Below are 25,101 nucleotides of genomic sequence, written 5' to 3' on the forward strand. Positions count from 1 at the left end.
GTCCCCGCTCCGGGGCGGTCAGGCTGAAGACATGGGCACGATCCTGGTGACCGGCGGCACGGGAACGCTCGGACGGCCCGTCTGCGAGCGGCTGCGCGCGGACGGCCACGAGGTGCGGGTGCTCAGCCGGCACTCACCGCCGTACGCCGTCGACCTGCGGCAGGGCGGACCGCTGCTCGACCGGGCGGTCGACGGGGTGGACGCGGTCGTCCACTGCAGCAACATCCTGCGCGGCGACAAGGACGCCGCCCGCCTCCTGATCGAGGCCGCGCAGCGGGCCCGGGTGCCGCACCTGGTGTACATCTCGATCGTCGGCGTCGACCGGGTGCCGCTCCCCTACTACCGGACCAAGTACGGAGTGGAGCGCATGATCCGTGCGTCCGGCATCCCGTGGACCCTGCTGCGCGCCACCCAGTTCCACGACCTGGTCCTCCAGCTGCTCCAGGGCCTCGCGAAGCCGCCCGTGATGCTGCTCCCCAAGGACGTCCGGGACCAGCCGCTGGAGGTCACCGAGGTGGCCGCGCGCCTCGCCGAGCTGGCCGTACGGTCCCCGGCGGGCCGGGTGGAGGACATGGGCGGCCCGGAGATCCTCACCTTCAGGAAGCTGGCCCAGGCCTATCTGCGGGCGACCGGGCGCCGGCGCCGCCTCGTGGAGGTGCCGCTGCCGGGCCGCGTCTACCAGGGGCTGCGGCACGGCGGCCATCTGGCGCCGGAACGGGCGGTGGGCCGGGTGACCTTCGAGGAGTTCCTCGCGCGGCGCTTCCCGCCCGAGACCTAGGGGAACAGCTCGTCCTGCGCCGCGTCCCGCGCCCGGAGGAGCGCGCCGCGCAGGACCGCCGCGTCACCGAGGGCGGTGGCGCGGACCTCCGTGCGGAGCGGGGAGAGGGCCGCGAGTTCGGCCTCCACGCGCGCGGCGAGTCCGGGGCCGCCCTGGTGGCCGGTGTCCCCGGCGAGAACCACGCAGCCGGGGTCCAGGACGGAGGCGACGGCGGCCGCGCCGACGGCGAGGCGGCGGGCGAGGGCGTCGAGGAAGGGTCCGTGGCCCGAGGCGAGCGCGCCGACCGGGTCGAGGCCGTGGGCGGCGGCGAGGGCGTCGACGGCCGCCGCGCAGGCCAGCTCGTGGAAGCCGCCGTCGCAGCCGGTGGCCGAGGGCAGTCCGGAGGTGCCGGGGACCGGCAGGAAGCCGATCTCCCCCGCGCCGCCGGAGGCGCCCCGGCGCAGACGGCCGTCGAGGACGACGGCGGCGCCGACGCCCTGGCCGAGCCAGAGCAGGACGAAGTCCTCGCGGTCGCTGGCCGCGCCCTCGCGGAGCTCGGCGACGGCGGCGAGGTTGGTCTCGTTCTCGACGAGGACGTGGGCGGGCAGCCGTTCCTGGAGGACGCCGACGAGCCGCCGGTGCCAGGCGGGCAGCCCCGAGGAGTCGCGCAGCTCGCCGGTGGCGGGGTCGATGAGCCCGGGGGCGCCGACGGCGACGCTGTGCAGCCGGTCGGCGCCCGCCTCCTTCACGGTCCGCTCCAGGAGCGCGACCGCCTTCTCGACGGCGGGTCCCGTGGGGCTGTCGTCGCCGACGGGGACGGAGGCCTCGGCGAGGGTGGTGCCGAGGAGGTCGGCGACGGTGACGGAGACCGAGCGGGTCCGGACGTCGAGGGCGGCGAGGTGGGCGCGGTCGGCGACGATCCCGTACAGCTTGGCGTTGGGGCCGCGGCGCTCGGCCCCGGCCTCGCCGACGACGTGGACGAGCCCGGAGCCCTGGAGCCGCTCGACGAGGTCGGCGACGGTCGGACGGGAGAGCCCGGTGAGCGTCTTGAGCTGAGCGGCCGTCAACGGGCCTTCGTCCTGGAGCAGTCGCAGGGCGAACCGGTCGTTGATGGCTCGTGCGGTGCTCGGGGATGCGGCCATGCGGCGATCCTCTCAGACCCGGATCGGACCCAGAGGCCCTCACTGCGGTCTATTTATCAGGCAGGGTTCCTGATAGTTTACGCGCCACAACGCGGACCAACCACGACCACAGGGAGGGCCCATGGCGGCGGAGACCGTCACAAGCACCGATCGCCTCCGGCGGGCGCGCTTCGCCGTCGCCGCCGTCTTCTGCGTGCACGGCTCGGTCACCGGGAGCTTCGCGACCCGGATCCCCTGGATCCAGGAGCACGCGGGCGTCAGCGCCGGACAGCTCGGGCTCGCACTCGCCTTCCCCGCGCTCGGCGCCTCCCTCGCGATGCCGCTCGCCGGGGCCGTCTCGCACCGCTTCGGCGCCCGCACGGCGCTGCGCGGCCTGCTCGCCCTGTGGACCCTGTCGCTCACCCTGCCCTCGCTCGCCCCGAACGTCTGGGGGCTGTGCGGAGCGCTCCTCGTGTACGGGGCGACCGCGGGCATGTCCGACGTGGCGATGAACGCGCTGGGCGTCGAGACCGAGAACCGGCTCGGCCGGTCCATCATGTCGAGCCTGCACGGCATGTGGAGCGCGGGCGCCCTGCTCGGCTCCGCCGCCGGCACGGTCGCCGCCCACCTCGGCGGCGACGCCCGGCTGCACCACCTGATCGCCGCCCTCGTGCTCACCGCGCTCGGCCTGGTCTTCTGCCAGGGCGTGCTCGACGTCCGCAGCACCCCGGAGGAGGAGGCGCCGCCGCGCTTCTCGCTGCCGCCGAGGTCCGCGCTGATCATCGGCGCCATCGGCTTCTGCGGGGTGTTCGCCGAGGGCGCCAGCCTCGACTGGTCGGCCGTCTACCTCCGCGACGAGCTGGGCAGCTCGGCGGGGCTCGCGGCCGCCTCCACGACCGCCTTCGCGCTGACGATGGCGGTGGCGCGGCTGGTCGGCGACCGGGTGGTGGACCGCTTCGGGGCGGTCCGTACGGTACGGGTCGGGGGCGCCGTCGCCACCCTCGGCGGGGTCCTGGTCGTCCTCGCCCCGCACGCCGCCGTCGCGATGGCCGGATTCGGTCTGATCGGACTCGGGATCGCGGTCGTCGCCCCGCTGGCCTTCGCCGCGGCCGGGCGCAGCGGTCCGAACCCGAGCCAGGCCATCGCGGGCGTCGCCACCATCACGTACACCTCGGGTCTGATCGCCCCCTCGGCGATCGGCGGCATCGCCGACGCGACCTCCCTGGTCTTCTCCTTCGGCCTGGTCACCCTGCTCGTCCTGGGTCTGGTGCTCGGCGCGGGAGTGCTCAGGACCGGCGGCCGGGAGACGGCGTCGTCGACACCGGTGCCGGCGAAGAGCACGGGGCCGGTGGGCCAGGACGCCGGACCGGTGGGCTAGGTCCCGGGACGAATCGTCGAAAACTCCACCCGGCGGCGGCGCCTACCATGATGGCTGATCTTTTGCGGTCCCGACGCGGCCGCCGGAACCGGAGAACGGGAGCGACCTCATGAACCTCGGCGTGCGCTGGACCCTGCACGGCGACGGGAGAACACCCGCTCCGGGAGCCGTCGTCCGCCCGGACGAACGGCTCTCCTGGCCCCGTACGGTCGGCCTCGGCGCCCAGCACGTCGTCGCGATGTTCGGGGCGTCGTTCGTGGCCCCGGTCCTCATGGGTCTGGACCCGAACCTCGCGATCATGATGTCCGGTGTCGCCACCGCGATCTTCCTGCTGGCGACCCGCGGCACCGTCCCGTCCTACCTGGGCTGCTCGCTCTCCTTCGTCGGCGTCGCCGCCGCCATCCGGGCCTCCGGCGGCACCAGCGCCACCGTCACCGGTGCGGTGTTCGTCGTGGGCGGGGTGCTCTTCCTGGCCGGTCTCGCGGTCCGGAAGTTCGGCGCGCGGATCATCCACGCGGCGATGCCGCCGATCGTGACCGGCGCGGTCGTCATGCTGATCGGCTTCAACCTGGCGCCGGTCACCGCGTCGACGTACTGGCCGCAGGACCAGTGGACGGCCCTGCTCGTGATGCTGTTCACCGGTCTGGCCGTGGTCTGTCTGCGCGGCTTCTGGTCCCGGATCGCGATCTTCCTCGGCCTGGTCTTCGGCTACGGCATCTCCTGGGTCTTCGACCTCGTCTTCGGCAAGATCCACTCGATGTCCCCGGGCGGCCAGGTCACCGACCACTGGCGGCTCGACCTCTCCGGCGTCGCCAAGGCCGACTGGGTCGGCCTGCCGTCGCTCCACGGCCCGAGCTTCGAGTGGTCCGCGATCCTGGTCGCGCTGCCCGTGGTCATCGCCCTGGTCGCGGAGAACGCCGGACACGTCAAGGCCGTCGGCGAGATGACCGGCAAGACGCTCGACGACCAGCTCGGCACCGCGATCGCCGCCGACGGCGTCGCGTCGATGCTCTCCACCGGTGTGGGCGGCCCGCCGAACACCACGTACTCCGAGAACATCGGCGTCATGGCCGCCACCCGGGTCTACTCGACCGCCGCCTACTGGGCCGCCGCCGGCTTCGCGCTGCTCTTCGGCCTCTGCCCCAAGTTCGGCGCGGTCGTCGCCGCGATCCCCGGCGGCGTCCTCGGGGGCATCACCGTGATCCTGTACGGCATGATCGGCCTGCTCGGCGCCCAGATCTGGGTCAACGCCAAGGTCGACCTGCGCAACCCGCTCAACCTGGTCCCGGCCGCCGCCGGCATCATCATCGGCGTCGGCGGCGTGAAGCTGACCTTCACCGACACCTTCGAGCTGGGCGGCATCGCGCTCGGCACGATCGTCGTCATCACCGGCTACCACGTGCTGCGGGCCTTCGCCCCGGCCCACCTCAAGACGCAGGAACCGCTCCTGGACGCCGGTACCAGCTCGTACGAGACGAACGCGGAAGACATGTCGAAGAACTGAGTGATTCGCCCGTTCTGGGGAAGCCGGGCCCGAGGAGCACCCTCCCGGGCCCGGCGGCTGGGAGCCTGCCCCCATGGCGCAGACCCAGGGGACCGAAGAACGGATCGGCCAGTTCGTCGCGGTCGACCCCGTGGTGGACCGGATGCGGGCGCTCCGCGCGGCCTGGCATCCGGCCGACGGGGTCGCCGTGTTCAACCGGGTCTATCTGACGGTCACCGAGGAGATCGGCCACGCCATCGAGGCGGGCACCTTCGCCGACCGGCGGGCCGCCGCCACCCTCGACGTACGGTTCGCCGAGCGCTATCTCGCGGCGGTCGACGCCGCCGCCACCGGCCGTCCCGCCCCCGCCTGCTGGCGGCCCCTCTTCCACTACCGCCGCCATCCCGGCGTACGGCCGCTGCAGTTCGCGCTGGCCGGGATCAACGCCCACATCGGCCACGACCTGGCGCTCGCGGTGGTCGACGCCTGCCAGATCCTGGAGTGCGCGCCGGCCGACCTGGAGGACGAGTTCGACCGGGTCGGCGACATCCTCGTCCTCCTGGAGGAGCGCATCAGGGAGGAACTGATGCCGGGCCCGGACCTCCTGGAGGTCGCGGACCCGCTGACGCATCTGCTCGGCTGCTGGAGCCTGGACCGGGCCCGCGACGGGGCCTGGCTCGCCGCCCGCTCGCTGTGGCAGCTGCGGCGGCTGCCCGACCTGGCCGAGGAGTTCACCGAACGCCTCGACCGGTCGGTGGGCCTGGTGGGGCGGATGCTGCTCACCCCACTGGCACGCCCTTAGGAACCGGGATCAGTCCTCCGGCAGCTCGACCGGGGCGATCTCGTCGTACACGTCGCCCGGACCCGGGTTGGTGCCGTCGGTCGCGCCGCCGAAGTGGTGCATGACGCCCCAGACCGCGTTGAGCGCCGTCTGCACCGCGCCCTCGGCCCAGCCGGCCGTCCAGGAGATGTCGTCGCCGGCGAGGAAGATGCCCCGCTTGTCCTCGGGCAGCCGGTCCTGCATGAAGTGCGTGAACAGGCGGCGCTGGTAGCGGTAGTGGCCCGGCAGGTTGGCCTTGAAGGCGCCCATGAAGTAGGGCTCGTTCTCCCAGGAGACCGTCACCGGGTTGCCGATGATGTGCTTCCGGATGTCGACCTTCGGGTAGATCTCGCCGAGCGACTTCAGCATGACCTCCATCCGCTCGTTCGCCGAGAGCGGCAGCCACTTCAGGCTGTCGTCGCACCAGGTGTACGAGAGGCAGATCGTGGCCGGCTTGTCCGGGCCCTCGTCCAGGAGGTAGGTGCCGCGGGTCATCCGGTCGGTCAGCGTCATCGACATGACGTCCCGGCCGGTCTCCTCGTCCTTGTCCAGCCAGAACGGCCGGTCGACGGGGACGAACAGCTTCGAGGACTCCATGTAGTGGGTGCGCTCGATCGCGGTCCAGTGGTCGATCGGGAAGAGCGAGTCGTCGCAGGCGATCTTGGACAGCAGCATCCAGGACTGGGCGGTGAAGATCGCCGCCCGGTACGTACGGATGTCGCCGGAGGCGTCGGTGACCGTGATCCGGTTGCCGGCGGTCCGGTTCAGCCGGGTCACGGCCGGCTTCGGGGCGCCCTCGTGCAGGGAGCTGAGCGAGGTGCCCTGCGCCCAGTGGACGATCTTCTCCGGCTCGCGCTCCCACAGGCGCAGCGGCAGCTGCTGCGAGCCGCCGACGATGCCGCGGTGGTGGTCGTCGGCCTCGGTGTAGACGACGCGGAGGATCTCCAGGATGGAGTTGGGGAAGTCGGTGTCCCAGCCGCCGGTGCCGAAGCCGACCTGGCCGAAGATCTCGCGGTGCCGGAAGGACTTGAAGGCCTCGGACTCGCAGAGGAAGCCGTAGAAGGTCTGGTTGTCGAGCTTCTCGACGAGCTTCGACCAGATCTCCCGGATGCGCGGGACGTCGCGCTCGCGCATGGCCTGGTTCATGTCGGAGAAGTCGGCGCCCTCGTCGAGACAGGCGTTCCACGCGTTCATCACGTCGCGGTAGACCTGCGGGAGGTCGTCGACGGTGGTGGCGTAGTGCGACTCGCCCTTGAGGTCGACGACGGTCGACGGGGTCGACTCGGCCAGCGGGTTCGGGAAGGGCTTGGTCTCCAGGCCGACGAGGTCGATGTAGTGCTGGAGCGCGGTCGAGGAGGGCGGGAAGCGCATGGCGCCCATCTCGGCGGTGAGGCCCTCGGTGCCGGTGCCCTCGAAGCCGACGGTGCGCAGTCGGCCGCCGATCTGGTCGGCCTCGTAGACGACGGGCTTGAGGCCCATCTTCATGAGCTCGTACGCGGCGATGATGCCGGAGAGCCCGCCGCCGATGACGGCGACCTCGGTGCCGTGCTCGGTGGCCGGTATCTGGCCGAGCCCGGCCGGGTGGGCCAGGAAGTCGTCGTAGGCGTACGGGAAGTCCGGACCGAACATGGTGATCGGCGGCTGGCCGTCGCTGTGGGGGACGGCGGTCGTGGGCACCGTGGACGTCATGGGGTACGGACTCCTTGCACGGAAAAGAAAGAGATCAGGCGGGGAGGGGGAGGGCCGGTTCAGACGAGGGGGCCGTAGAGGTCCGGGCGCCGGTCGCGGAGGTAGGGGTTCTCCTGGCGGGAGGCCGCGAGGAAGGCCGGGTCGACGTCGCCGAGGACGAGCTCCTCGCCGCGTCCGGCGCGGGCCCGGGCGGTGCCGTCGGGGCCGGCCAGGGTGGAGAGGCCGACGAACTCGAAGGCGCCCTCGGGGCCGGTCCGGTTGGCGTACGCGATGTAGAGCTGGTTCTCGAAGGCGCGGACCGGGACCACGGACAGGGGCACGACCTCGGCGGGGTGCATGAGCGCGGTCGGTACGAGGAGGAGGTCCGTGCCGGCCAGGGCGTGCGCCCGGACGTTCTCGGGGAACTCGACGTCGTAGCAGATCATCATGCCGACGGTGAGGCCTTCGAGCTCCGTCTGGACGACGGCGCGGTCGCCGGGGGTGAACCACTTCAGCTCGAAGTCGCCGAAGAGGTGGGTCTTGCGGTACTGCGCGAGCGGGGCGCCGTCGGCGCCGATGAGCTGCGCGGAGTTGTACAGGACGCCGTGTCGCTCGGTGTCGCGCTCCGGGTAGCCGTAGCCGACGGCCAGGCCGTGGCGCACGGCGATCGCCGCGACGGCGCGCGAGGAGGGGCCGTCGGCCGGCTCGGCGAGGCGCGCGATGTCGGCGCCGATGGCGTAGCCGGTGAGGAAGAGCTCGGGGGCGAGCAGCACGCTCGCGCCGGCGGCCGCGGCGCGGGCGGCGGCCTCGTCGAGGATCTTGAGGTTGGCGGCCACGTCACCGAGCTCACCGGAGCTCTGGAGCAGGGCGGTGCGCAGCGCGGGCATCGGCGATCCTCGGGGGTCGAAAGTTGAGGGGGAAGACGTCAAAAACGGTACGGTTTCGCGCTCTCCCGGGACAAGGCGGAGGCGTTGCGGACCGACCGTCGAACCGTTGCGCGATCGGCGGCCGGGGCGTCGATTCGTTGCGTACGGCTCCGACCGGGGTCGTACGTCTCCCCCGCCGCGCGGCGGAGACGAGGACCGTCCTGCGGCCCGACGCCCGGGCGGGACCTGCGCGGAAGAGTGGTGCTCGTCCGGAAGGCCTGCCGAAAGGGGCACCATGAACCGCCGTACGAAGACCATCGCCGTCGCCGCTGCCGTACTGCTCACGCTGGGGGCCGGGGGTGTCGCCGTCGCCTCGGGGAACGACGCTCCCGTGCCGGCCGCCGCCACCGTCAGGGAGGCCGCCGCGCTGACCGGTACCGCCAAGCTGTACCGGCCGGCCGGGGACGACATCACGTTCAGCTTCGACGCGCACCTGGCGGCGAAGGACAACAAGGATCCCGAGGCGGCGACCGGCACCTTCCGGTTCAGCCACTACAAGGGCGGGAAGGGCGGCTACGCGGTGGCGAAGGTCGACTGCCTCACCACGGGCGGCAAGGTGGCCGTGGTGACCGGCAAGGTGATCGAGACCGACGTGGACGCCTTCCGGAACAAGCGGGTCGGGGTCTCGGTGCACGACGACGGCAAGCACGACCGTCTGGGCTACAGCTGGGTCGGGCGCGACACGAACCTGGAGGTTCCGCCCTGCCTGAGCGCGGCGCCCTTCGAGCAGGTGCAGAAGGGCACCGGCGACTTCAAGGTGCTGCCCTGGCAGATCGACTACCCGACCGAGTAGTCGCACACGACGGAGGGGCGGCGCGGGAACCACGGCCCGCACCGCCCCTCTCTCCGCGTTCCTACGCCGGTGAGCCCGAGGAGAAGCGCCGCAGCAGCGGCGAGAGGACGAGGACGGACTTGGTCCGCTCCACGAAGGGCTCGCCCGCGATGCGTTCCAGGACGCGCTCGAAGTGGCGCATGTCCGAGGCGAAGACCTGGACGACGGCGTCCGCGTCACCGGTGACGGTCGACGCGGACACCACCTCGGGATACCGCTCCAGACCTCGCCGGATGTCGTCCGGCGAGGTGTTGTGGCGGCAGTAGATCTCGACGAAGCCCTCGGTCTCCCAGCCGAGCGCCGCCGGGTCCACCCGTACGGTGAAGCCGGTGATGGCGCCCTCGGCCCGGAGCCGGTCCACGCGCCGCTTCACGGCGGGGGCGGAGAGTCCGACGAGCGAGCCGATGTCGGCGTAGCTGCGGCGGGCGTCTTCCGCGAGGGCGTGGACGATGCGTTCGTCGAGGTCGTTGAGTCGCACTACGGGTGGATCACTTCTCTGCTGGAGCCTCTGCCAGGGCCGGAGCCGTGGCCAGTCGGGAGCGGCGCATGCCGTACAGGAAGTAGAACACGAGCCCGGCGGCCATCCAGCAACCGAAGACCACCCAGGTGATGACGTCGAGGCTCGCCATGTTGTAGATGCAGAAGACGAAGCCGAGGATCGGGAAGACCGGGCCGAGGGCGACCTTGAAGGTGCGCGGCATGTCCGGGCGGGTGCGGCGGAGCACGATGACCGCGACGTTGACCAGGGCGAAGGCGAAGAGGGTGCCGATGCTGGTGGCGTCGACGAGCTTGCCGAGCGGGATGACCGAGGCGAGCACGCCGCAGAAGAGCGACACGATGACCGTGTTGATGCGCGGGGTGCCGGTCTTGCCGCTGACCTTGCCGAAGACCTTCGGGACCAGGCCGTCGCGGGACATCGCGAAGAGGACGCGGGTCTGGCCGTAGAGCACGGTGAGGACGACGCTGGCGATGGAGATGACGGCGCCGGCGGCGAGCATCGTGCCCCAGAAGGTCTGCCCGGTGACGTCGTTCATGATCGCGGCCAGGGTGGCCTCGGAGCCCTCGAAGGCCTTCCAGTGCCAGGCGCCGACGGCGACGGCCGCGACGAGGACGTACAGCACGGTGACGATGAGCAGCGAGAGCATGATCGCCCGCGGCAGGTCGCGCTTGGGGTTCTTGGCCTCCTCGCCGGCCGTGGAGGCGGCGTCGAAGCCGATGTACGAGAAGAAGAGGGTGGCGCTCGCGGCGCCGACACCGGTCATGCCGAGCGGCATGAAGTCCTTGTAGTTGCCGGACTTGAAGCCCATGAAGCCGATCGCGCAGAAGATCACGAGGGTGACGATCTTCACCCCGACCATGATCGTGTTGACGACGGCGGACTCACGGGCGCCGCCGAGCAGGAACACCATGGCGAGCATCACGACGATCAGGCCGGGCAGGTTGATGACACCGCCCTCGCCGGGAGCCGAGGAGAGCACGTCGGGGATGGTGACGCCGATGGTCCCGTCGAGCAGCTCGTTGAGGTACTCGCCCCAGCCGACGGCCACGGCGGCGACGGAGACGCCGTACTCCAGGACCAGACACCAGCCGCAGACCCAGGCGACGAGTTCACCCATCGTTGCGTACGCGTACGAGTAGGAGGACCCGGCGACCGGTATGGAGCCGGCCAGCTCGGCGTACGAGAGGGCCGAGAACAGCGCCGTGAGGCCGGCGATGACGAAGGCGATCGTGACGGCGGGGCCGGCCTTCGGAACGGCGTCGCCGAGGACGACGAAGATGCCGGTGCCGAGCGTGGCGCCGATGCTGATCATGGTCAGCTGCCACATCGAGAGCGAGCGGCGGAGGCTGCCGCCCTCTCCCTGGCCACCCTCGTCGACCAGGCGTTCCACCGGCTTGCGCCGGACGAGAGCGCCGAGAGCGGAGGTCTTCGGGGCGGTCGTGTCGACGACCGGCGGGGCTGCGCCTTGATCCAGCACTGCGGAGGCTCCTTATCGCTGCCTGTGGGGTACGGAGACGACCGCGGCGGTACGCGGGCATGCCTGAGCACACCCACAGGGGACGGGAACCGCCGAGCAGGCGGTCGACGCCACTCCTGGTACGAGGCATGAGCCTAAGGGGCAGAGCTTCGCAGTCGTAATGCAGGGTTGTTGCGCAGTGCCGGATGATCATTGCGCGCTTCGGGCACAGACGGGCAAACATTGCGCGCCCCCGCATGAATCGACACATCGGGGTGTGAACCGGCACGCGCACGCGTATGGACTCCTCATGGGGAATGACGCACGCTGCGAGCCCCTGACGACCGCCTTCGGCGGCCCACGATCGGAGGCCCCGGTGCACTGGCTCGACCCGTCACCGTTCCTGCGCGGCACGGCCTGGCTGGACGGGGGCCGGCCCGTGCGCGCCGACCCCGACGACCTCGAACGGCTGCCGTGGGACATCGCCGAGCGGGCCGCGCTGCCCATCGGGGTACGGATCGAGTTCACGGCCGCGCCCGGCACGCGCGCGGTGGAGCTCCGCTACCGGGCGGCCGTCCCGGCGCCGGACGATCCGCTGCGGGCGCTGCGCCACTGCTTCGCCCTGTGGCGGGGCACGCGGCTCGTCGGCGAGGTCTGCGCGCCTCCGGCGCCGGAGGCCGTCGTGAGGCTCCCCCTCCCGTCGGACGGCGGCGCCCCGTCGGACGGCGGCGTGTTCACCCTCCACCTCCCGGAGGACCAGGCGCCCGTGCCGCTCGCGCTGCGGGCCGTCGGAGGCGCCCTCTCCCCCGCCCCGGCGCGGCCCCGGTGGCTCGTCCACGGCGACTCGATCACCGAGGGCTGGTGGTCGACCCGCCCGGCGCACTCCTGGCCGGCCACGGCGGGGCGGCTGCTCGGCCTGGACACGGTGAATCTGGGGTACGCGGGCGGGGCGAGGGGCGAGCTACCGCTCGCCGAACACCTGTCCCGCCTCCAGGGCGATCTGATCACCCTCGCGTTCGGCACGAACTGCTGGTCCCGGGTGCCGGCGACGGCGGACTGGCTGTACGCGACGGTCCGCGCCTTCGTGGGCCTGGTACGCCAGGGTCACCCGGACGCCCCGCTGCTGATCGTCTCGCCGGTCCTGCGCCCGGAGGCGGAGCACACCCGCAACGCCCTGGGGGCGACCCTGACGGAGCTGCGGCGGGCCATGGAGCGGGCGGGCCGGGACCTGGCGACGGAGGGCGACACCCACCTCCTGGTCCTCTCCGGCCGCCCGCTGCTCGGCCCGGAGCACCTGGCGGACGGGTTGCACCCGAACGATGCGGGGCATGCGCGCATGGCGGCGGCGGTGGCGGAAGCGCTGCGGGACGCGCTGAAGCCGCCTCGCGCCCGCTCGGGCCCCTGATCCCACCCCGCGCGGGCCGCACCCGCCGTACGGGCCGGCCCGTACGGCGGGTGCGGCCCGCAACGGGCTTGGGCCCCGGGAGCGAGGTCCCGGGGCCCAAGAAGGGGTACTACTGCGTGAGCGGTCAGCTCCAGCTGGCGTGCAGCGGCTTGCCCTCCGCGTAACCCGCCGCCGACTGAAGACCGACGACCGCCTTCTCCTCGAACTCGGCGAGCGACGCCGCACCGGCGTAGGTGCAGGAGGACCGCACGCCCGCGATGATCGAGTCGATCAGGTCCTCGACGCCCGGACGCTGCGGGTCGAGGAACATGCGCGAGGTGGAGATGCCCTCCTCGAACAGCGCCTTGCGGGCGCGGTCGTAGGCGGACTCGTCCGAGGTCCGGTTCCGGACGGCGCGGGCCGAGGCCATGCCGAAGGACTCCTTGTACGCACGCCCCTGGGCGTCGTGCTGGAGGTCGCCGGGGGACTCGTACGTCCCGGCGAACCAGGAGCCGATCATCACGTTGGACGCACCGGCGGCGAGCGCCATGGCGACGTCGCGCGGGTGACGGACACCGCCGTCGGCCCAGACGTGCTTGCCGTACTTCTTCGCCTCGGCGGCGCACTCCAGGACGGCCGAGAACTGCGGGCGGCCGACGCCGGTCATCATGCGGGTGGTGCACATGGCGCCGGGGCCGACGCCGACCTTGATGATGTCGGCGCCCGCCTCGATGAGGTCCTTGACGCCCTCGGCGGCGACGATGTTGCCCGCGACGATCGGGACCTGCGGGTCGAGCGCCCGGACGGTCTTGATCGCGGAGATCATCGACTCCTGGTGGCCGTGCGCGGTGTCGATGACGAGCGTGTCGACGCCCGCGTCGAGCAGCTGCTTGGCCTTGCCGGCGACGTCGCCGTTGATGCCGACGGCGGCGGCGATGCGGAGGCGTCCCTGGGCGTCGACGGCCGGGGAGTACAGGGTCGCGCGCAGGGCGCCCTTGCGGGTGAGGATGCCGACGAGCTTGCCGTCCGCGTCCACGGCCGGGGCGTAGCGCCGGTTGTGGGCGTCGAGGGTGTTGAAGGCCTCGCGCGGGTCGATGTCGGCGTCCAGGAGGAGCAGGTCCTTGGACATGACCTCGGAGAGCTGGGTGAAGCGGTCGACGCCGGAGAGGTCGGCGTCGGTGACGACGCCCACCGGGCGGCGGTTCTCGTCGACGACGACACCGGCGTCGTGGGCGCGCTTCGGCAGCAGGGAGAGCGCGTCGGCGACGGTCTGGTGCGGCTCCAGGACGATCGGGGTGTCGAGGACGTGGTGGCGGCTCTTCACCCACGAGATGACGTCGGTGACGACCTCGATCGGGATGTCCTGCGGGATGACGACCAGGCCGCCGCGGCGGGCGACGGTCTCGGCCATCCGGCGGCCGGCGATGGCGGTCATGTTGGCGACGACGAGCGGGATGGTGGTCCCGGTCCCGTCGGGCGAGGAGAGGTCCACGGCCTGGCGGGAACCGACGGCCGAGCGGCTCGGCACCATGAACACATCGTCGTACGTCAGGTCGTAGGGCGGCTTGACGTCATTGAGGAAACGCACGTGCTGACATCCCAGTCGTTCGGATCGGCCCCTAGGCATTTCAGCCAGGGGAAAAAGCACGTAGTTCATTGTCCCACGAGGGGTGGCGCAGACGGTCCGGGCTAAACGTCCGAGCCTTGGGCGGGGCGCGCTGTCGGATCCTCCAAATGGCCGAGCGAGAGGAGGACCACGAGGCCTTCGGAGCTGGCCCGGGCCGCCGCCGAGAAGACCTCCTGGGCGATGGCCCAGTCCTCGGGACTGGCCTCGGCATAAGCCTGCCAGCCGGTCACCACGACCGCCATGGGTTCGCGCATATCGGCGAGGGAGTCGGCGAGGGCGTCCCAGTTGCGGCCGAACCAGATGGGCAGCGGCAGCGCCCGCACGCAGCGGTTCATGAAGGCGACCTTGTCGGTGACCCCGTGCAGGTCCAGGAGGACGGCGTCATCGATCCTCATCCGCGACCACCTCCCGGAACGTCTCGTAGTGGTCGTCCGTGTAGTACGTCTCCCCACCCCGGCCGGTGACGATGCGCCGGGCGCCCCGGTCGCGCTCGCCGGGGGTCTTCACCGTGTACTCGTGGTAGTAGCCGCGCTCCTTGCGGGGCAGGATCCGCTCGAAGTTCGAGAAGACGGCGCCGTCCCTGGCGTACGGGAAGGGGCCGCCGTGCGCGATGAGGGCGAGCGTCTTCCGGGCCTCGGGCGGCAGCTCCGCCACTCGTACGGTGGGGAGCCCGGAGGTCCCGGTGGGCGCTGCGGCCGCGACCGTACGGGTGGGGGCCGGGGTGGCGGTGCCGGTGCTGGTACCGCCGCCGCCCGCCGAGGAGCACCCGGCCAGGAAGACGGCGAGGACGAGCGCGAGGAGCACGCGCAGGGGCCGGAGCAACATGTCCCGAACCTACCGTCGCGGGACTGCTCCGGCCCCCAGGACCGCGCGCGCGTTCAGCTGCCGTCGGGGTCCTTGCGCTCGAGCGCCGGGTGCGTGCCGGGGCTGGACTCGGTGAGCAGGTAGTCCGCCGCGGCGCGGTCGGTGACCAGGCTGGTGACGAGCCCGGAGCGGAGCACCGCGCCGATCGCCGCCGCCTTGCGCTGCCCGCCGGCGATCGCCACGACCTCGGGGATCCGGCGCAGCCGGTCCGCCTCGACGGTGATGCAGCGCTCGCCCAGGTCGCGGCCGACCCGGCGCCCCTCGGTGTCGAAGAGGTGCGCGGACATCTCGGCGGCGACGCCCAGCGAGGCGTAGTGGGCGCGCTCGGCGTCGGAGAGCATGTCGTGGACGGTCGAGATGCCCGGCTCCCAGGAGCCGATGGAGACGCAGGCGACGGTCACCTTGTCGAAGTACTCGAAGGCCCGCGCGATGCCGGTCTGGCTGCGCAGCGCGGCCGCGGTCGCCGGGTCGGGCAGCAGCATGGGCGCGTAGATGGGGTGGGCCTCGCCGCCGGAGACCTGGGCGGCGCGCCGTACGGCCTCGACGGAGCCGCGCTCGGCGGTCCCGGCGTCGTACACCCCGGTGAGCTGGACGACCGTGCAGGGCGGCAGCCGGTCGAGGGCGGCCGCCATGTGGATGGTGGAACGGCCCCAGGCCAGGCCGAGGACGTCGCCCTCGGTGACGAGCTCGCCGAGCAGGTCGGCCGCGACCTCGCCGAGGTTCTCCGGGTCGGGCGACTCGTCGTCGCCCTCCGCCGGGGACTCGACGACGACGGCGTGGCGGAGCCCGTAGCGGGCGCGGAGCGCGTCGGATCGCTCGGCGTCCAGCTCGGCCGGTACGCGGATCTCGATCCGCACGAGGTCGCGCTCCAGGGCGGTCTCCAGGACCCGGGCCACCTTGAAGCGGCTCACGCCGAACTCCTCGGCGATCTGGATCTTGGACTTGCCCTCGAGGTAGAAGCGGCGGGCCATGGCCGCCGCCTGCACCAGCTCCGCGGGGCCCATCCGCAGGGCTGACCGTCCCGCCGACATACCCGCCACCGCGATCTCCTCACTGCTGTTCACGTACCGCTGTTCACGTACGGCTGTCGTTCACACTGTTCACACTCTGGACTCGCCGTTCATCCTGTCAGATCCGGCGGGCCTTGATCAGTCCTGTCGGCGGCCCGACGGACTGCGTTCATCCGCCGGAGGCTCAGTGGCCACACGCCCACGCGGCGGAGGCGGTCGCGGCCTCCGCGCGGGCCCGGAGCGAGGCGACGGCGGCGGCCGGATCCGCCGCTCCGTACACCGCGGAACCGGCGACGAAGACGTCGGCGCCGGCCTCGGCGCACCGCTCGATCGTGGACTCGGCGACCCCGCCGTCGACCTGGAGCCAGAGCTCCAGACCGTGCTTGGAGATCAGTTCCCGAGTGCGGCGGATCTTGGGCAGCATGATGTCGAGGAAGGCCTGGCCGCCGAAGCCGGGCTCGACGGTCATGATGAGCAGCATGTCGAGCTCGGGGAGCAGGTCCTCGTACGGCTCGATGGGCGTGGCCGGCTTGAGCGCCATCGAGGCCCGCGCGCCCTTGGCCCGGATCTCCCGCGCGAGCCGCACCGGCGCGGCGGCCGCCTCGACGTGGAAGGTCACCGAACCGGCGCCCGCCTCCACGTACTGCGGGGCCCAGCGGTCGGGGTCCTCGATCATCAGGTGACAGTCGAGCGGGGTGTCGGTGGCGCGGGCCAGCGACTCCACGATCGGCACGCCCAGCGTCAGGTTGGGCACGAAGTGGTTGTCCATCACGTCGACGTGCAGCCAGTCGGCACCGCCGACTGCCTTCGCCTCATCGGCGAGCCGGGCGAAGTCCGCGGACAGGATGCTGGGGTTGATCTGCGCCATGAGCCAAGCCTCCCACGTTCTTGGGTACTTCTTTGCCGCTGAGCGGTTTCGAATCCGGTCCAGACCAGTTTCGGTACGAAGCGACGAGTCCGGGACCGGCGCAGACCGGGAGATTACGGTCAGATGATCGAAGGGTCGGGGGCCTGCCGGTCACGCGGTCCGGCGCAGCAGCGCCAGATACATGGCGTCCGTACCGTGCAGATGCGGCCACAGCTGGACGTCCGGGCCGTCGCCGAGCGCCGGGACGCCGGGCAGCAGCGGACGGGCGTCGATCAGCTCGGCGCCACCGACCTTCTTGAGGACGTCGTCGACGACGACCCGGGTCTCGGCGAGGTGCGGCGAGCAGGTCGCGTACCCCACCACTCCGCCGACGCGCACGGCGCTCAGCGCCTCGGTGAGCAGGGCGCGCTGGAGCGGGGCGAAGCCGTCGAGGTCCTCGGGGCGGCGGCGCCAGCGGGCCTCGGGGCGGCGGCGCAGGGCGCCGAGGCCCGAGCAGGGCACGTCCACGAGGACGCGGTCGAAGGAGCCGGGGCGCCACGGCGGGCGGGTGCCGTCGGCGGCGATCACCTGATACGGGCCGGGGTTGCCGGCGAGGGCGCGCTCGACGAGGCGGGCGCGGTGCGGCTGCTTCTCGGAGGCGAGCAGGAAGGCGCCGCGCTCGGCCGCGAGGGCGCCGAGCAGGGCGGCCTTGCCGCCGGGGCCCGCGCAGCCGTCGAGCCAGCGGGTGTCGGAGCCCTCCACGGGCGCGTTGGCGAGGGCGATCGCGACGAGCTGGCTGCCCTCGTCCTGGACGCCGGCCCGGCCCTCCTTGACCGCCTCGATGGCACCGGGCTCGCCGCCCTCGGCCATCCGCAGGGCGTAGGGCGACCAGCGGCCCGGCAGGGTCTCGGTGGCGGCGGCGAGCTCCTCGGTGGTGGAGCGGCCGGGGCGGGCGACGAGGGTGACCTCGGGGCGTTCGTTGTCCGCCTCCAGGAGGTCCTCGATCCCGGCGCGGCCGCCGCCGAGGGAGTCCCAGAGCGCCGAGACGACCCAGCGGGGGTGCGAGTGGACGACGGCGAGGTGGTCCTCGGCGTCCTCGTCGTACGGCGGGGCGACCTGCTCGACCCAGGCGTCGAGGTCCTGCTGCGAGATCTTCCGCAGCACGGCGTTCACGAACTTGGCCCGTCCGTCGCCGAGCACCACCCGGGCCAGCTCGACGCTGGCGGAGACGGCGGCGTGCGTGGGGATCCGCGTCCCGAGCAGCTGGTGCGCGCCGAGCGAGAGGACGTCGAGCACGGGCGGGTCGACCTCGCGCAGCGGCCGGTCGATGCAGGCCGCGATGATCGCGTCGTACGTGCCCTGCCGGCGCAGCGTCCCGTACACGAGCTCGGTCGCGAGCGCCGCGTCCCGCCCGTCGAAGTCGCCCTTCTCGCGGGCCTTCCTCAGCAGCGGCGGCAGCACCAGGTTCGCGTAGGCGTCCCGCTCGTCCACCGCCCTGAGCGCCTCGAAGGCGAGCATCCGGACGGGGTCCTTCTGGGGCCGCCGGTAGGGCTTGGGGGGACGACGACGTGCCTGCTCGCTCAAAGGTGCTCCGCGTGACGAAATGAAGAGGGTCGAACGCTCCCAGCCTACGTCGCCCGCGGAGCCGCCCGCGCCCTACGCCCCCAGCCGCTCACCGGGGGCGATGCGGACGCCGCGGGCCCAGTCGGCGGCCTTCATCGGCTTCTTGCCCTGGGGCTGGACCCAGAGCAGTTCGACGGCGTACGAGCCGGTGCCCGCGTACACGTTGTTCTTGCCGACGGCGAGCTCGCCCGGGGCGAGGTCGGTGCGGTCCGGGAGCGGGGTGACCTGGATCAGCTTGAGGCGTTCGCCGCGGAAGACGGTCCAGGCGCCGGGGGCCGGGGTGCAGCCGCGGACCACGCGGTCCACCCGGAGCGCGGGGGCGGCGAAGTCGACGTGGGCGTCCTCGACCTGGATCTTCGGGGCGAGCGTGATGCCCTCGATGGGCTGCGGGACGGCCTTGAGCGTGCCGTCCTCGATGCCGTCCATGGTCGCGGCGAGCAGTCCGGCGCCCGCGAAGGCGAGCCGGGTCAGCAGGTCGCCGCTGGTGTCGGTGGGGCGGATGTCCTCGGTGACGACGCCGTAGACCGGGCCGGAGTCGAGGCCCTCCTCGATGAGGAAGGTGGACGCGCCCGTCACCTCGTCGCCGGCCATCAGGGAGTGCTGCACGGGCGCCGCGCCGCGCCAGGCGGGCAGCAGCGAGAAGTGCAGGTTGACCCAGCCGTGGACGGGGATGTCGAGGGCGACCTTGGGCAGCAGCGCGCCGTACGCGACGACCGGGCAGCAGTCCGGCGCGATCTCCCGCAGCCGGGCGAGGAACTCCTCGTCGCGGGGCCTGGCCGGCTTCAGGACCTCGATCCCGGCCTCCTCCGCCCGCTGGGCCACCGGGCTGGCGACGAGCCGCCGGCCGCGCCCCGCCGGGGCGTCGGGCCGGGTGACCACGGCGGCCACCTCGTGCCGCCCGGAGGCGAGCAGGGCGTCCAGGGCGGGAACGGCGACCTCGGGGGTGCCTGCGAAGACGAGCTTCATGGGTGGGACTGCCTGTCTCTCCGGGGGCGTTGCGGGCAGCGCACCAGTCTAGGCGCCCTACGGGGAAGGGGGCGTACGGGAGGACGAGCGCCCCGCGCATATGCGTGTACGCCCCCGCAGCGTGACCCAACTCCCGGTGGCGCGTTGGTCAAGAGAGATTGACCGAATCGGGCCGCTGTTCCCCCTCCGCGGCCCGCCCCCTTAAACGCCGGTTCGAGAGGCTTTCACATGGCCGACCACGCAACCCACGACGCCCAAGCCCGGGCAAGTCTGCACCTGTTGGTGCGGGACATCGAGCGGGTCCGGCGGCAGGTGGACGCACTGCGCACGCTCACGGCCCAGCTGGGCAATGTCTACCGCCCTCGCCGCTCCGGCCCGTCGACGGGCTTCGTCGTCTACGGGCGCGCGCCCGCCCCGACCGTACGTCTCGCCCAGGAGTTGCGGGACAGTGTCGAGACGCTGGTGACCGCGGCGGTCGACTTCGACCGCTCGCTCGGGTTCTCCTGGGACGCGGTGGGTTCCGCGCTCGGGGTCACCAAGCAGGCCGTCCACCGCCGCTACGGCGCCCGTCGCGCGCCCCAGCCGGGCGTGGCCGTGGACCAGGACCACGCGGTGGAGCCGGGCGTGACCCGTGCGATCCCCTCGGTCCCCGCCGCCCGTTCGATGCCGCCGCAGCCCACCTCGGGCAGCGCCGCCCTCCGCGAGGACCCGCGCCCGCCGGCCTTCCCCGGCCCGCGCAACGTCTGACCCCGTACGCGCAACACGGCCGCCCGCCCCACCGGGGACGGGCGGCCGTGGCGTGTCCGGGGACGGCGGCGTCAGCCGATGTCCGGCGGGTCCACGCGGATCCGTACCGGGTCCCCGCCGCCGCGCGCGAGGCGCCCCGCCCTGGCCTGTTTGAGCGAGGCCGCCAGGGCCGCGCCGCTGCCGGGCGGAACCCGGACCAGGGCCCGCTCCCACTGCTCGCCCTGCGGCGGGTCGCCGGGTCTGCGCGGCCCGCCGGGCCGGACGACGGGCAGCGGCACGGGGCCGAGGACCTCGGCGTCGGCGGGGAGCCCGGCCGCGGCCAGGAAGCCTTCGACGGCCTCCGCCGGCCCGGTGACGGCGGCCATCCGGGAGACCGGCGGGAAGCCCAGCTCGGCCCGCTCGGCCAGTTCCCGCTGGGCGTGTCCCACGGGGTCCCAGCGGACGAGCGCCTGGACGGGCCGGAGGGTCGGTTCGGCGACCACGACGACGGTGCCGCCCTCGGCCTGCCCCCGGACGAGGGAGGCCGCGTCGATCCAGCGGCGCAGCGCCTCCTCGCCCGCGCGCAGGTCGGGCCGGCCGAGCATGGCCCAGCCGTCGAGGAGCAGCGCGGCCGCGTAGCCGCCCTCGGCGACGGGCTCGGCGCCGGGGGTGGAGACGACGAGCGCGGGACGCCCGGGGACGCTGTCCAGGACGTGGTCGCGTCCGGAGGTCCGTACCGGCACGGCGGGGAACGCCCGGCCGAGCTCCTCCGCGGTCCGCCGGGCGCCGACCACCTGGGCCCGCAGCCGGGCCGAGCCGCACTCCGCGCAGTGCCAGTCGGGGGCGCCGCGCCCGCACCAGCCGCACCGCAGCTCCTGCTGCTCGGGGGCTTCCAGGGGCCCGGCGCAGTGCCGGCAGCGGGCGGGCGTGCGGCAGCGCTCGCAGGCCAGCCTCGGTACGTACCCGCGCCGGGGCACCTGGACGAGCACCGGCCCGGTCTTCAGGCCTTCCCGTACGGTCTGCCAGGCGAGCGAGGGCAGCCGGGCGGCGCGCGCGGCCTCGTCGCGGGCGAGTTCGCCGTCGCCGACGGTACGGATCAGGGGGGCGGCCCTGCGGACCTGTTCGCGGCCGGCGTCCAGCGGCCGGGCCCAGCCGGACTCGACGAGCTGGGCGGCCTCGACGGTGCAGCTGGTGGAGCCGAGGAGGAAGGCGCACCGGTCGTGGGCGGCGCGCAGCAGCAGCACCTCGCGCGCGTGGGGCTGCGGGGCGTGCGGTTCGCTGTGGCTGCCGTCGCCGTCGTCCCAGATGACGACGAGCCCGAGGTCCCGTACGGGGGCGAACATGGCGGCCCGGGTGCCGACGACGGCCCGCACGGCGCCGCGCCGGGCAGCCAGCCACTGCGCGTACCGCTTCTCGGGTCCCGCCTCGGCGGTGAGCAGCGCGTGCCGCCCCTCCCCCAGGACCTCGGTCAGTGCCGCGTCGACCCGGCCGGCGGCCCGTCCGTCGGGGACGACGACGAGCGCGCCCCGCCCGGAGGCGAGGGTCGCGGCCACGGCCCGGGCGATCTCCTGGGCCCAGTACGGCCCCGGCAGCGCGTTCCACACGGCCCGGGGCGCCCCGCCGCGCGCGAGGGAGTCGAGGAACGCGGGCCCGCGCTCGTACCGCGTCCAGCTGCCCGGCTCCGGCGGTCCCGGCGGCGGCAGCGGCGCGGGCGAGGGCTTGCGCTCGGCGGTCGCGTTGCGCGGCGGGACGGCCAACTGGAGGACGTCGGCGAGGCTTCCCGCGTACCGGTCGGCGACGGCCCGGGCGAGGCCGAGCAGCTCCGGCCCGAGCACCGGCTCCGGCGAGACGACGTCGGCGAGCGCGGCGAGCGGCCCCGAGTAGTCCGACTCGGCGCGCCGCTCCACCAGGAACCCGTCGATGAGCCGGCCGCCCTCGCGCCGCCCGCCCCGCACCTGGTGGGCGCCCGCCCCGAACCGCACCCGCACCCGCACCCCGGGCCGGGCGGCCTCGTCCAGCTCCTCGGGGACCGCGTAGTCGAAGAACTGGTCGAGGTGGAGCGCCCCCTTGTTCACGACGACCCGCGCGACCGGCAGCTCCTTGGCCAGCGCGGCCCCCCGCCAGGTCCGCGGCTTGGCCCGCGGCACCTTCGCCCTCCGTACGGTCTCCCGGATGAGCGCGAGCTGCTCGGGCTCGTCGGACTTCTCGTTCTCGCTGCTCACAGCCCCATACCTACCAGACGCCACCGACAGCCGGGCATGGCCGAAGCCCGGCACCCCCTCGGGGTACCGGGCTTCGGTCGTTTCGGCCTGGGATTACAGGCCGGCGGCCTGGCGCAGGGCCTCCACGCGGTCCGTGCGCTCCCAGGTGAAGTCCGGCAGCTCGCGGCCGAAGTGGCCGTAGGCGGCGGTCTGGGAGTAGATCGGGCGGAGCAGGTCGAGGTCGCGGATGATCGCGGCCGGGCGGAGGTCGAAGACCTCGCCGATGGCGTTCTCGATCTTCTCGGTCTCGACGGTGTTGGTGCCGAAGGTCTCGACGAAGAGGCCGACGGGCTCCGCCTTGCCGATCGCGTAGGCGACCTGGACCTCGCAGCGCGAGGCGAGGCCCGCGGCGACGACGTTCTTGGCGACCCAGCGCATGGCGTAGGCGGCCGAGCGGTCGACCTTGGACGGGTCCTTGCCGGAGAAGGCGCCGCCACCGTGGCGGGCCATGCCGCCGTAGGTGTCAATGATGATCTTGCGACCGGTGAGGCCGGCGTCGCCCATCGGGCCGCCGATCTCGAAGCGGCCGGTCGGGTTCACGAGCAGGCGGTAGCCGTCGGTGTCGAGCTTGATGCCGTCCTCGACGAGCTGCTTCAGCACGTGCTCGACGACGAACTCGCGAATGTCGGGCGCGAGCAGCGACTCGAGGTCGATGTCCGAGGCGTGCTGCGAGGAGACGACGACCGTGTCGAGGCGGACGGCCTTGTCGCCGTCGTACTCGATGGTGACCTGGGTCTTGCCGTCGGGGCGCAGGTACGGGATGGTCCCGTTCTTGCGGACCTCGGTGAGACGGCGGGAGAGCCGGTGCGCGAGGTGGATCGGCAGCGGCATCAGCTCGGGGGTCTCGTCCGACGCGTAGCCGAACATCAGGCCCTGGTCGCCGGCGCCCTGCTTGTCGAGCTCGTCCTCGTCGCCCTCGACGCGCTTCTCGTACGCGGTGTCGACACCCTGGGCGATGTCCGGGGACTGGGATCCGATGGACACCGACACGCCGCAGGAGGCGCCGTCGAAGCCCTTCTTCGAGGAGTCGTAACCGATCTCGAGGATCTTGTTCCGGACGAGGGTCGGGATGTCCGCCCACGCCTTGGTGGTCACCTCACCGGCGACGTGCACCAGGCCGGTGGTGATCAGCGTCTCGACGGCGACGCGCGAGGTGGGGTCCTCGCGCAGCAGTGCGTCGAGAATGGTGTCGCTGATCTGGTCAGCGATCTTGTCGGGGTGGCCCTCGGTGACGGACTCCGAGGTGAACAGACGACGGGACACAACGCTCCCTGGGGTTGCAGCGGCTGCTGGCTACTCGTGACGCGGACCGGCAGGGGGCTGCGCCCCGCGACGTTCCACGAACAGTCTATCGGTCGTGGTCGGGCAATGGACCAGGTGTCTCGCCTGGCGAATACCGGTGACCGGGTGAAACCGGTCTCCGGCAAGGCCGACGTGCCCACCCGGGTGGGGCGCAAATCACTCCTGGGACGGCGTTTCGCGTCCCGGGAAAATGAGATCACGCCGACCCCCGGCCCGTCCGCCGGAACGGGCGAGATGCGTCAGATCGTGGAGCGCAGCCGCGGCAGGACCAGGTCCCAGACCGTCTCGGCGAGCGCTTCCTTCGGCCCGTACGGTACGGGGGTCTCGGCGCCGTCCGACGCGAGGACGACGGCCTCGTTCTCCTCGGAACCGAAGGTCTTGCGCTCCCCCACCTCGTTGACGACGAGCAGGTCGCAGCCCTTCCGGCGGAGCTTCGCGCGGCCGTTGGCGAGGACGTCGTCGGTCTCGGCGGCGAAGCCGACGACCACCTGGCCGGGCAGGGCGCGGTCGGCGGCCAGCTCGGCGAGGATGTCGGGGTTGCGGACGAGTTCGATCGTCGGCGCGCCGCCGTCGTCCGTCTTCTTGATCTTGCCGGGGGCGTAGGCGGCCGGACGGAAGTCGGCGACGGCGGCGGCCATCACGACCGCGTCGGCGTCGGCGGCGGCCTTGAGGACGGCCTCGCGGAGCTGGACGGCGGTGCCGACGTGGACGACGTCGACCCCGGCCGGGTCGGGGATGCCGGTGTTCGCCTCGACGAGGGTGACCCGGGCGCCGCGGGCGGCGGCGGCCTTCGCGAGGGCGTAGCCCTGCTTCCCGGAGGAGCGGTTGCCGAGGTAGCGGACGGGGTCGAGGGGCTCGCGGGTGCCGCCGGCGCTGACGACCACGTGACGTCCCGCGAGGTCGGGGGCGGTCACGCCGCGCGCGAGGATCCTCTTGCAGACCTCGAAGATCTCCGCCGGGTCGGGCAGCCGGCCCTTGCCGGTGTCGACGCCGGTGAGTCGGCCGACGGCGGGCTCGATGACGACGGCGCCGCGGCGGCGGAGGGTGGCCACGTTCTCCTGGGTGGCCGGGTGCTCCCACATCTCGGTGTGCATGGCGGGGGCGAAGACGACCGGACAGCGCGCGGTGAGCAGCGTGTTGGTGAGCAGGTCGTCGGCGAGGCCGTGGGCGGCCTTGGCGAGCATGTCGGCGGTGGCGGGGGCGACGACGACGAGGTCGGCGGCCTGGCCGATCCGCACGTGCGGGACCTCGTGGACGGACTCCCACACCTCGGTGGAGACGGGGTTCCCGGAGAGCGCGGACCAGGTCGCCGCGCCGACGAAGTGAAGCGCGGAGTCGGTGGGGACGACGCGCACGTCGTGACCCGACTCGGTGAGCCTGCGGAGCAGCTCGCACGCCTTGTAGGCGGCGATGCCGCCGCTCACGCCCAGGACGACCTTCGGCTTGGACACGACTTCCACGACTCCCCGCACTCGGCTGCGTACGACTCCATGAGACACCACAGGCCCGGCGGATGTTCCGCCGGGCCTGTGGTGACAAGCATTACAAGCG

22 protein-coding genes are annotated in these 25,101 nt (G+C 73.0%); 7 read left to right on the forward strand and 15 right to left on the reverse strand.

What is annotated here, in order from left to right:
• Positions 1-31: 31 nt before the first annotated feature.
• Positions 32-778 carry an SDR family oxidoreductase gene (locus tag SVTN_RS06635; RefSeq protein WP_041128209.1) on the forward strand — a complete coding sequence of 249 codons (747 nt, stop codon included), beginning with the start codon at positions 32-34 and terminating at the stop codon, positions 776-778.
• On the opposite strand, the gene SVTN_RS06640 is transcribed toward SVTN_RS06635, so the two are convergent.
• A complete protein-coding gene (locus SVTN_RS06640; RefSeq protein WP_041128210.1) occupies positions 775-1,899 on the reverse strand; it encodes an ROK family transcriptional regulator in 1,125 nt (374 codons plus the stop codon). The two genes, SVTN_RS06635 and SVTN_RS06640, sit on opposite strands and share 4 nt — an antisense overlap.
• A 121-nt stretch (positions 1,900-2,020) precedes the next feature.
• On the opposite strand from SVTN_RS06640, the gene SVTN_RS06645 reads away from it, so the two are divergent.
• From SVTN_RS06645 to SVTN_RS06655, 3 genes are all read left to right on the forward strand, one after another.
• Positions 2,021-3,256 carry an MFS transporter gene (locus SVTN_RS06645; protein ID WP_041128211.1) on the forward strand — a complete coding sequence of 412 codons (1,236 nt, stop codon included), beginning with the start codon at positions 2,021-2,023 and terminating at the stop codon, positions 3,254-3,256.
• A 109-nt stretch (positions 3,257-3,365) separates the two neighbouring features.
• Positions 3,366-4,760, forward strand: a complete 1,395-nt coding sequence (locus SVTN_RS06650) for a uracil-xanthine permease family protein (protein WP_041128212.1) — start codon at positions 3,366-3,368, stop codon at positions 4,758-4,760.
• Positions 4,761-4,833: 73 nt separating this feature from the next.
• The gene (locus SVTN_RS06655; RefSeq protein ID WP_041128213.1) at positions 4,834-5,541 is read left to right on the forward strand and encodes a DUF5995 family protein; all 708 of its coding nucleotides are present in this window, start codon (positions 4,834-4,836) and stop codon (positions 5,539-5,541) included.
• A 9-nt stretch (positions 5,542-5,550) separates the two neighbouring features.
• Here SVTN_RS06655 and SVTN_RS06660 read toward each other — a convergent pair whose 3' ends face one another.
• Both SVTN_RS06660 and SVTN_RS06665 read right to left on the reverse strand, forming a co-directional pair.
• The gene (locus SVTN_RS06660) at positions 5,551-7,248 is read right to left on the reverse strand and encodes a flavin monoamine oxidase family protein (protein ID WP_041128214.1); all 1,698 of its coding nucleotides are present in this window, start codon (positions 7,246-7,248) and stop codon (positions 5,551-5,553) included.
• Positions 7,249-7,307: 59 nt separating this feature from the next.
• A complete protein-coding gene (locus SVTN_RS06665) occupies positions 7,308-8,114 on the reverse strand; it encodes a carbon-nitrogen hydrolase family protein (protein WP_041128215.1) in 807 nt (268 codons plus the stop codon).
• 274 nt (positions 8,115-8,388) lie between these two features.
• On the opposite strand from SVTN_RS06665, the gene SVTN_RS06670 reads away from it, so the two are divergent.
• Positions 8,389-8,946: a hypothetical protein gene (locus SVTN_RS06670; protein ID WP_041128216.1), complete on the forward strand. Its 558-nt coding sequence runs from the start codon at positions 8,389-8,391 to the stop codon at positions 8,944-8,946.
• A gap of 61 nt (positions 8,947-9,007) precedes the next feature.
• Here the strand turns inward: SVTN_RS06670 and SVTN_RS06675 are convergent, their stop codons facing one another.
• Together SVTN_RS06675 and SVTN_RS06680 are read right to left on the reverse strand one after the other, a co-directional pair.
• Entirely contained in the window at positions 9,008-9,463 is a 456-nt protein-coding gene (locus SVTN_RS06675; protein WP_015032260.1) for an Lrp/AsnC family transcriptional regulator, read from the reverse strand.
• Positions 9,464-9,473: 10 nt separating this feature from the next.
• Positions 9,474-10,961 (reverse strand): amino acid permease, encoded by a 1,488-nt coding sequence (locus SVTN_RS06680; RefSeq protein WP_041128217.1) that lies wholly within the window; start codon positions 10,959-10,961, stop codon positions 9,474-9,476.
• A 289-nt stretch (positions 10,962-11,250) separates the two neighbouring features.
• Here SVTN_RS06680 and SVTN_RS06685 point away from each other — a divergent pair, with 289 nt between their 5' ends.
• A complete protein-coding gene (locus SVTN_RS06685) occupies positions 11,251-12,345 on the forward strand; it encodes a GDSL-type esterase/lipase family protein (protein WP_078908241.1) in 1,095 nt (364 codons plus the stop codon).
• Positions 12,346-12,469: 124 nt separating this feature from the next.
• On the opposite strand, the gene SVTN_RS06690 is transcribed toward SVTN_RS06685, so the two are convergent.
• From SVTN_RS06690 to fmt, 7 genes are all read right to left on the reverse strand, one after another.
• On the reverse strand, positions 12,470-13,912 hold the full coding sequence (locus SVTN_RS06690; RefSeq protein ID WP_041128219.1) for a GuaB1 family IMP dehydrogenase-related protein: 1,443 nt from the start codon (positions 13,910-13,912) through the stop codon (positions 12,470-12,472).
• Between the two features lie 101 nt (positions 13,913-14,013).
• The gene (locus tag SVTN_RS06695) at positions 14,014-14,346 is read right to left on the reverse strand and encodes a barstar family protein (protein WP_041128220.1); all 333 of its coding nucleotides are present in this window, start codon (positions 14,344-14,346) and stop codon (positions 14,014-14,016) included.
• Positions 14,333-14,776: a guanyl-specific ribonuclease gene (locus SVTN_RS06700; protein WP_041128221.1), complete on the reverse strand. Its 444-nt coding sequence runs from the start codon at positions 14,774-14,776 to the stop codon at positions 14,333-14,335. The genes SVTN_RS06695 and SVTN_RS06700 overlap by 14 nt, the downstream gene beginning before the upstream one ends.
• 53 nt (positions 14,777-14,829) lie before the next feature.
• The gene (locus tag SVTN_RS06705; protein ID WP_174518238.1) at positions 14,830-15,879 is read right to left on the reverse strand and encodes a sugar-binding transcriptional regulator; all 1,050 of its coding nucleotides are present in this window, start codon (positions 15,877-15,879) and stop codon (positions 14,830-14,832) included.
• 130 nt (positions 15,880-16,009) lie between these two features.
• Positions 16,010-16,693 (reverse strand): ribulose-phosphate 3-epimerase, encoded by a 684-nt coding sequence (rpe, locus tag SVTN_RS06710; RefSeq protein WP_041128223.1) that lies wholly within the window; start codon positions 16,691-16,693, stop codon positions 16,010-16,012.
• A 150-nt stretch (positions 16,694-16,843) separates the two neighbouring features.
• A complete protein-coding gene (locus tag SVTN_RS06715; protein WP_041128224.1) occupies positions 16,844-18,256 on the reverse strand; it encodes an RsmB/NOP family class I SAM-dependent RNA methyltransferase in 1,413 nt (470 codons plus the stop codon).
• A 72-nt stretch (positions 18,257-18,328) separates the two neighbouring features.
• The gene (fmt, locus tag SVTN_RS06720) at positions 18,329-19,261 is read right to left on the reverse strand and encodes a methionyl-tRNA formyltransferase (RefSeq protein WP_041128225.1); all 933 of its coding nucleotides are present in this window, start codon (positions 19,259-19,261) and stop codon (positions 18,329-18,331) included.
• 228 nt (positions 19,262-19,489) lie between these two features.
• Here fmt and SVTN_RS06725 point away from each other — a divergent pair, with 228 nt between their 5' ends.
• Positions 19,490-20,008 (forward strand): hypothetical protein, encoded by a 519-nt coding sequence (locus tag SVTN_RS06725; RefSeq protein WP_041128226.1) that lies wholly within the window; start codon positions 19,490-19,492, stop codon positions 20,006-20,008.
• A 71-nt stretch (positions 20,009-20,079) separates the two neighbouring features.
• On the opposite strand, the gene SVTN_RS06730 is transcribed toward SVTN_RS06725, so the two are convergent.
• The 3 genes from SVTN_RS06730 to coaBC form a co-directional block, all read right to left on the reverse strand.
• Positions 20,080-22,209: a primosomal protein N' gene (locus SVTN_RS06730; protein WP_041128227.1), complete on the reverse strand. Its 2,130-nt coding sequence runs from the start codon at positions 22,207-22,209 to the stop codon at positions 20,080-20,082.
• Positions 22,210-22,302: 93 nt separating this feature from the next.
• Complete coding sequence (gene metK, locus SVTN_RS06735; RefSeq protein ID WP_041128228.1) at positions 22,303-23,511, reverse strand: methionine adenosyltransferase; 1,209 nt, start codon at positions 23,509-23,511, stop codon at positions 22,303-22,305.
• A gap of 278 nt (positions 23,512-23,789) precedes the next feature.
• Positions 23,790-25,001, reverse strand: a complete 1,212-nt coding sequence (gene coaBC, locus SVTN_RS06740; RefSeq protein WP_041128229.1) for a bifunctional phosphopantothenoylcysteine decarboxylase/phosphopantothenate--cysteine ligase CoaBC — start codon at positions 24,999-25,001, stop codon at positions 23,790-23,792.
• Positions 25,002-25,101 lie beyond the last annotated feature (100 nt).

The sequence above is a fragment of the Streptomyces vietnamensis genome (assembly GCF_000830005.1).
In the GTDB taxonomy this organism is placed as follows: domain Bacteria; phylum Actinomycetota; class Actinomycetes; order Streptomycetales; family Streptomycetaceae; genus Streptomyces; species Streptomyces vietnamensis.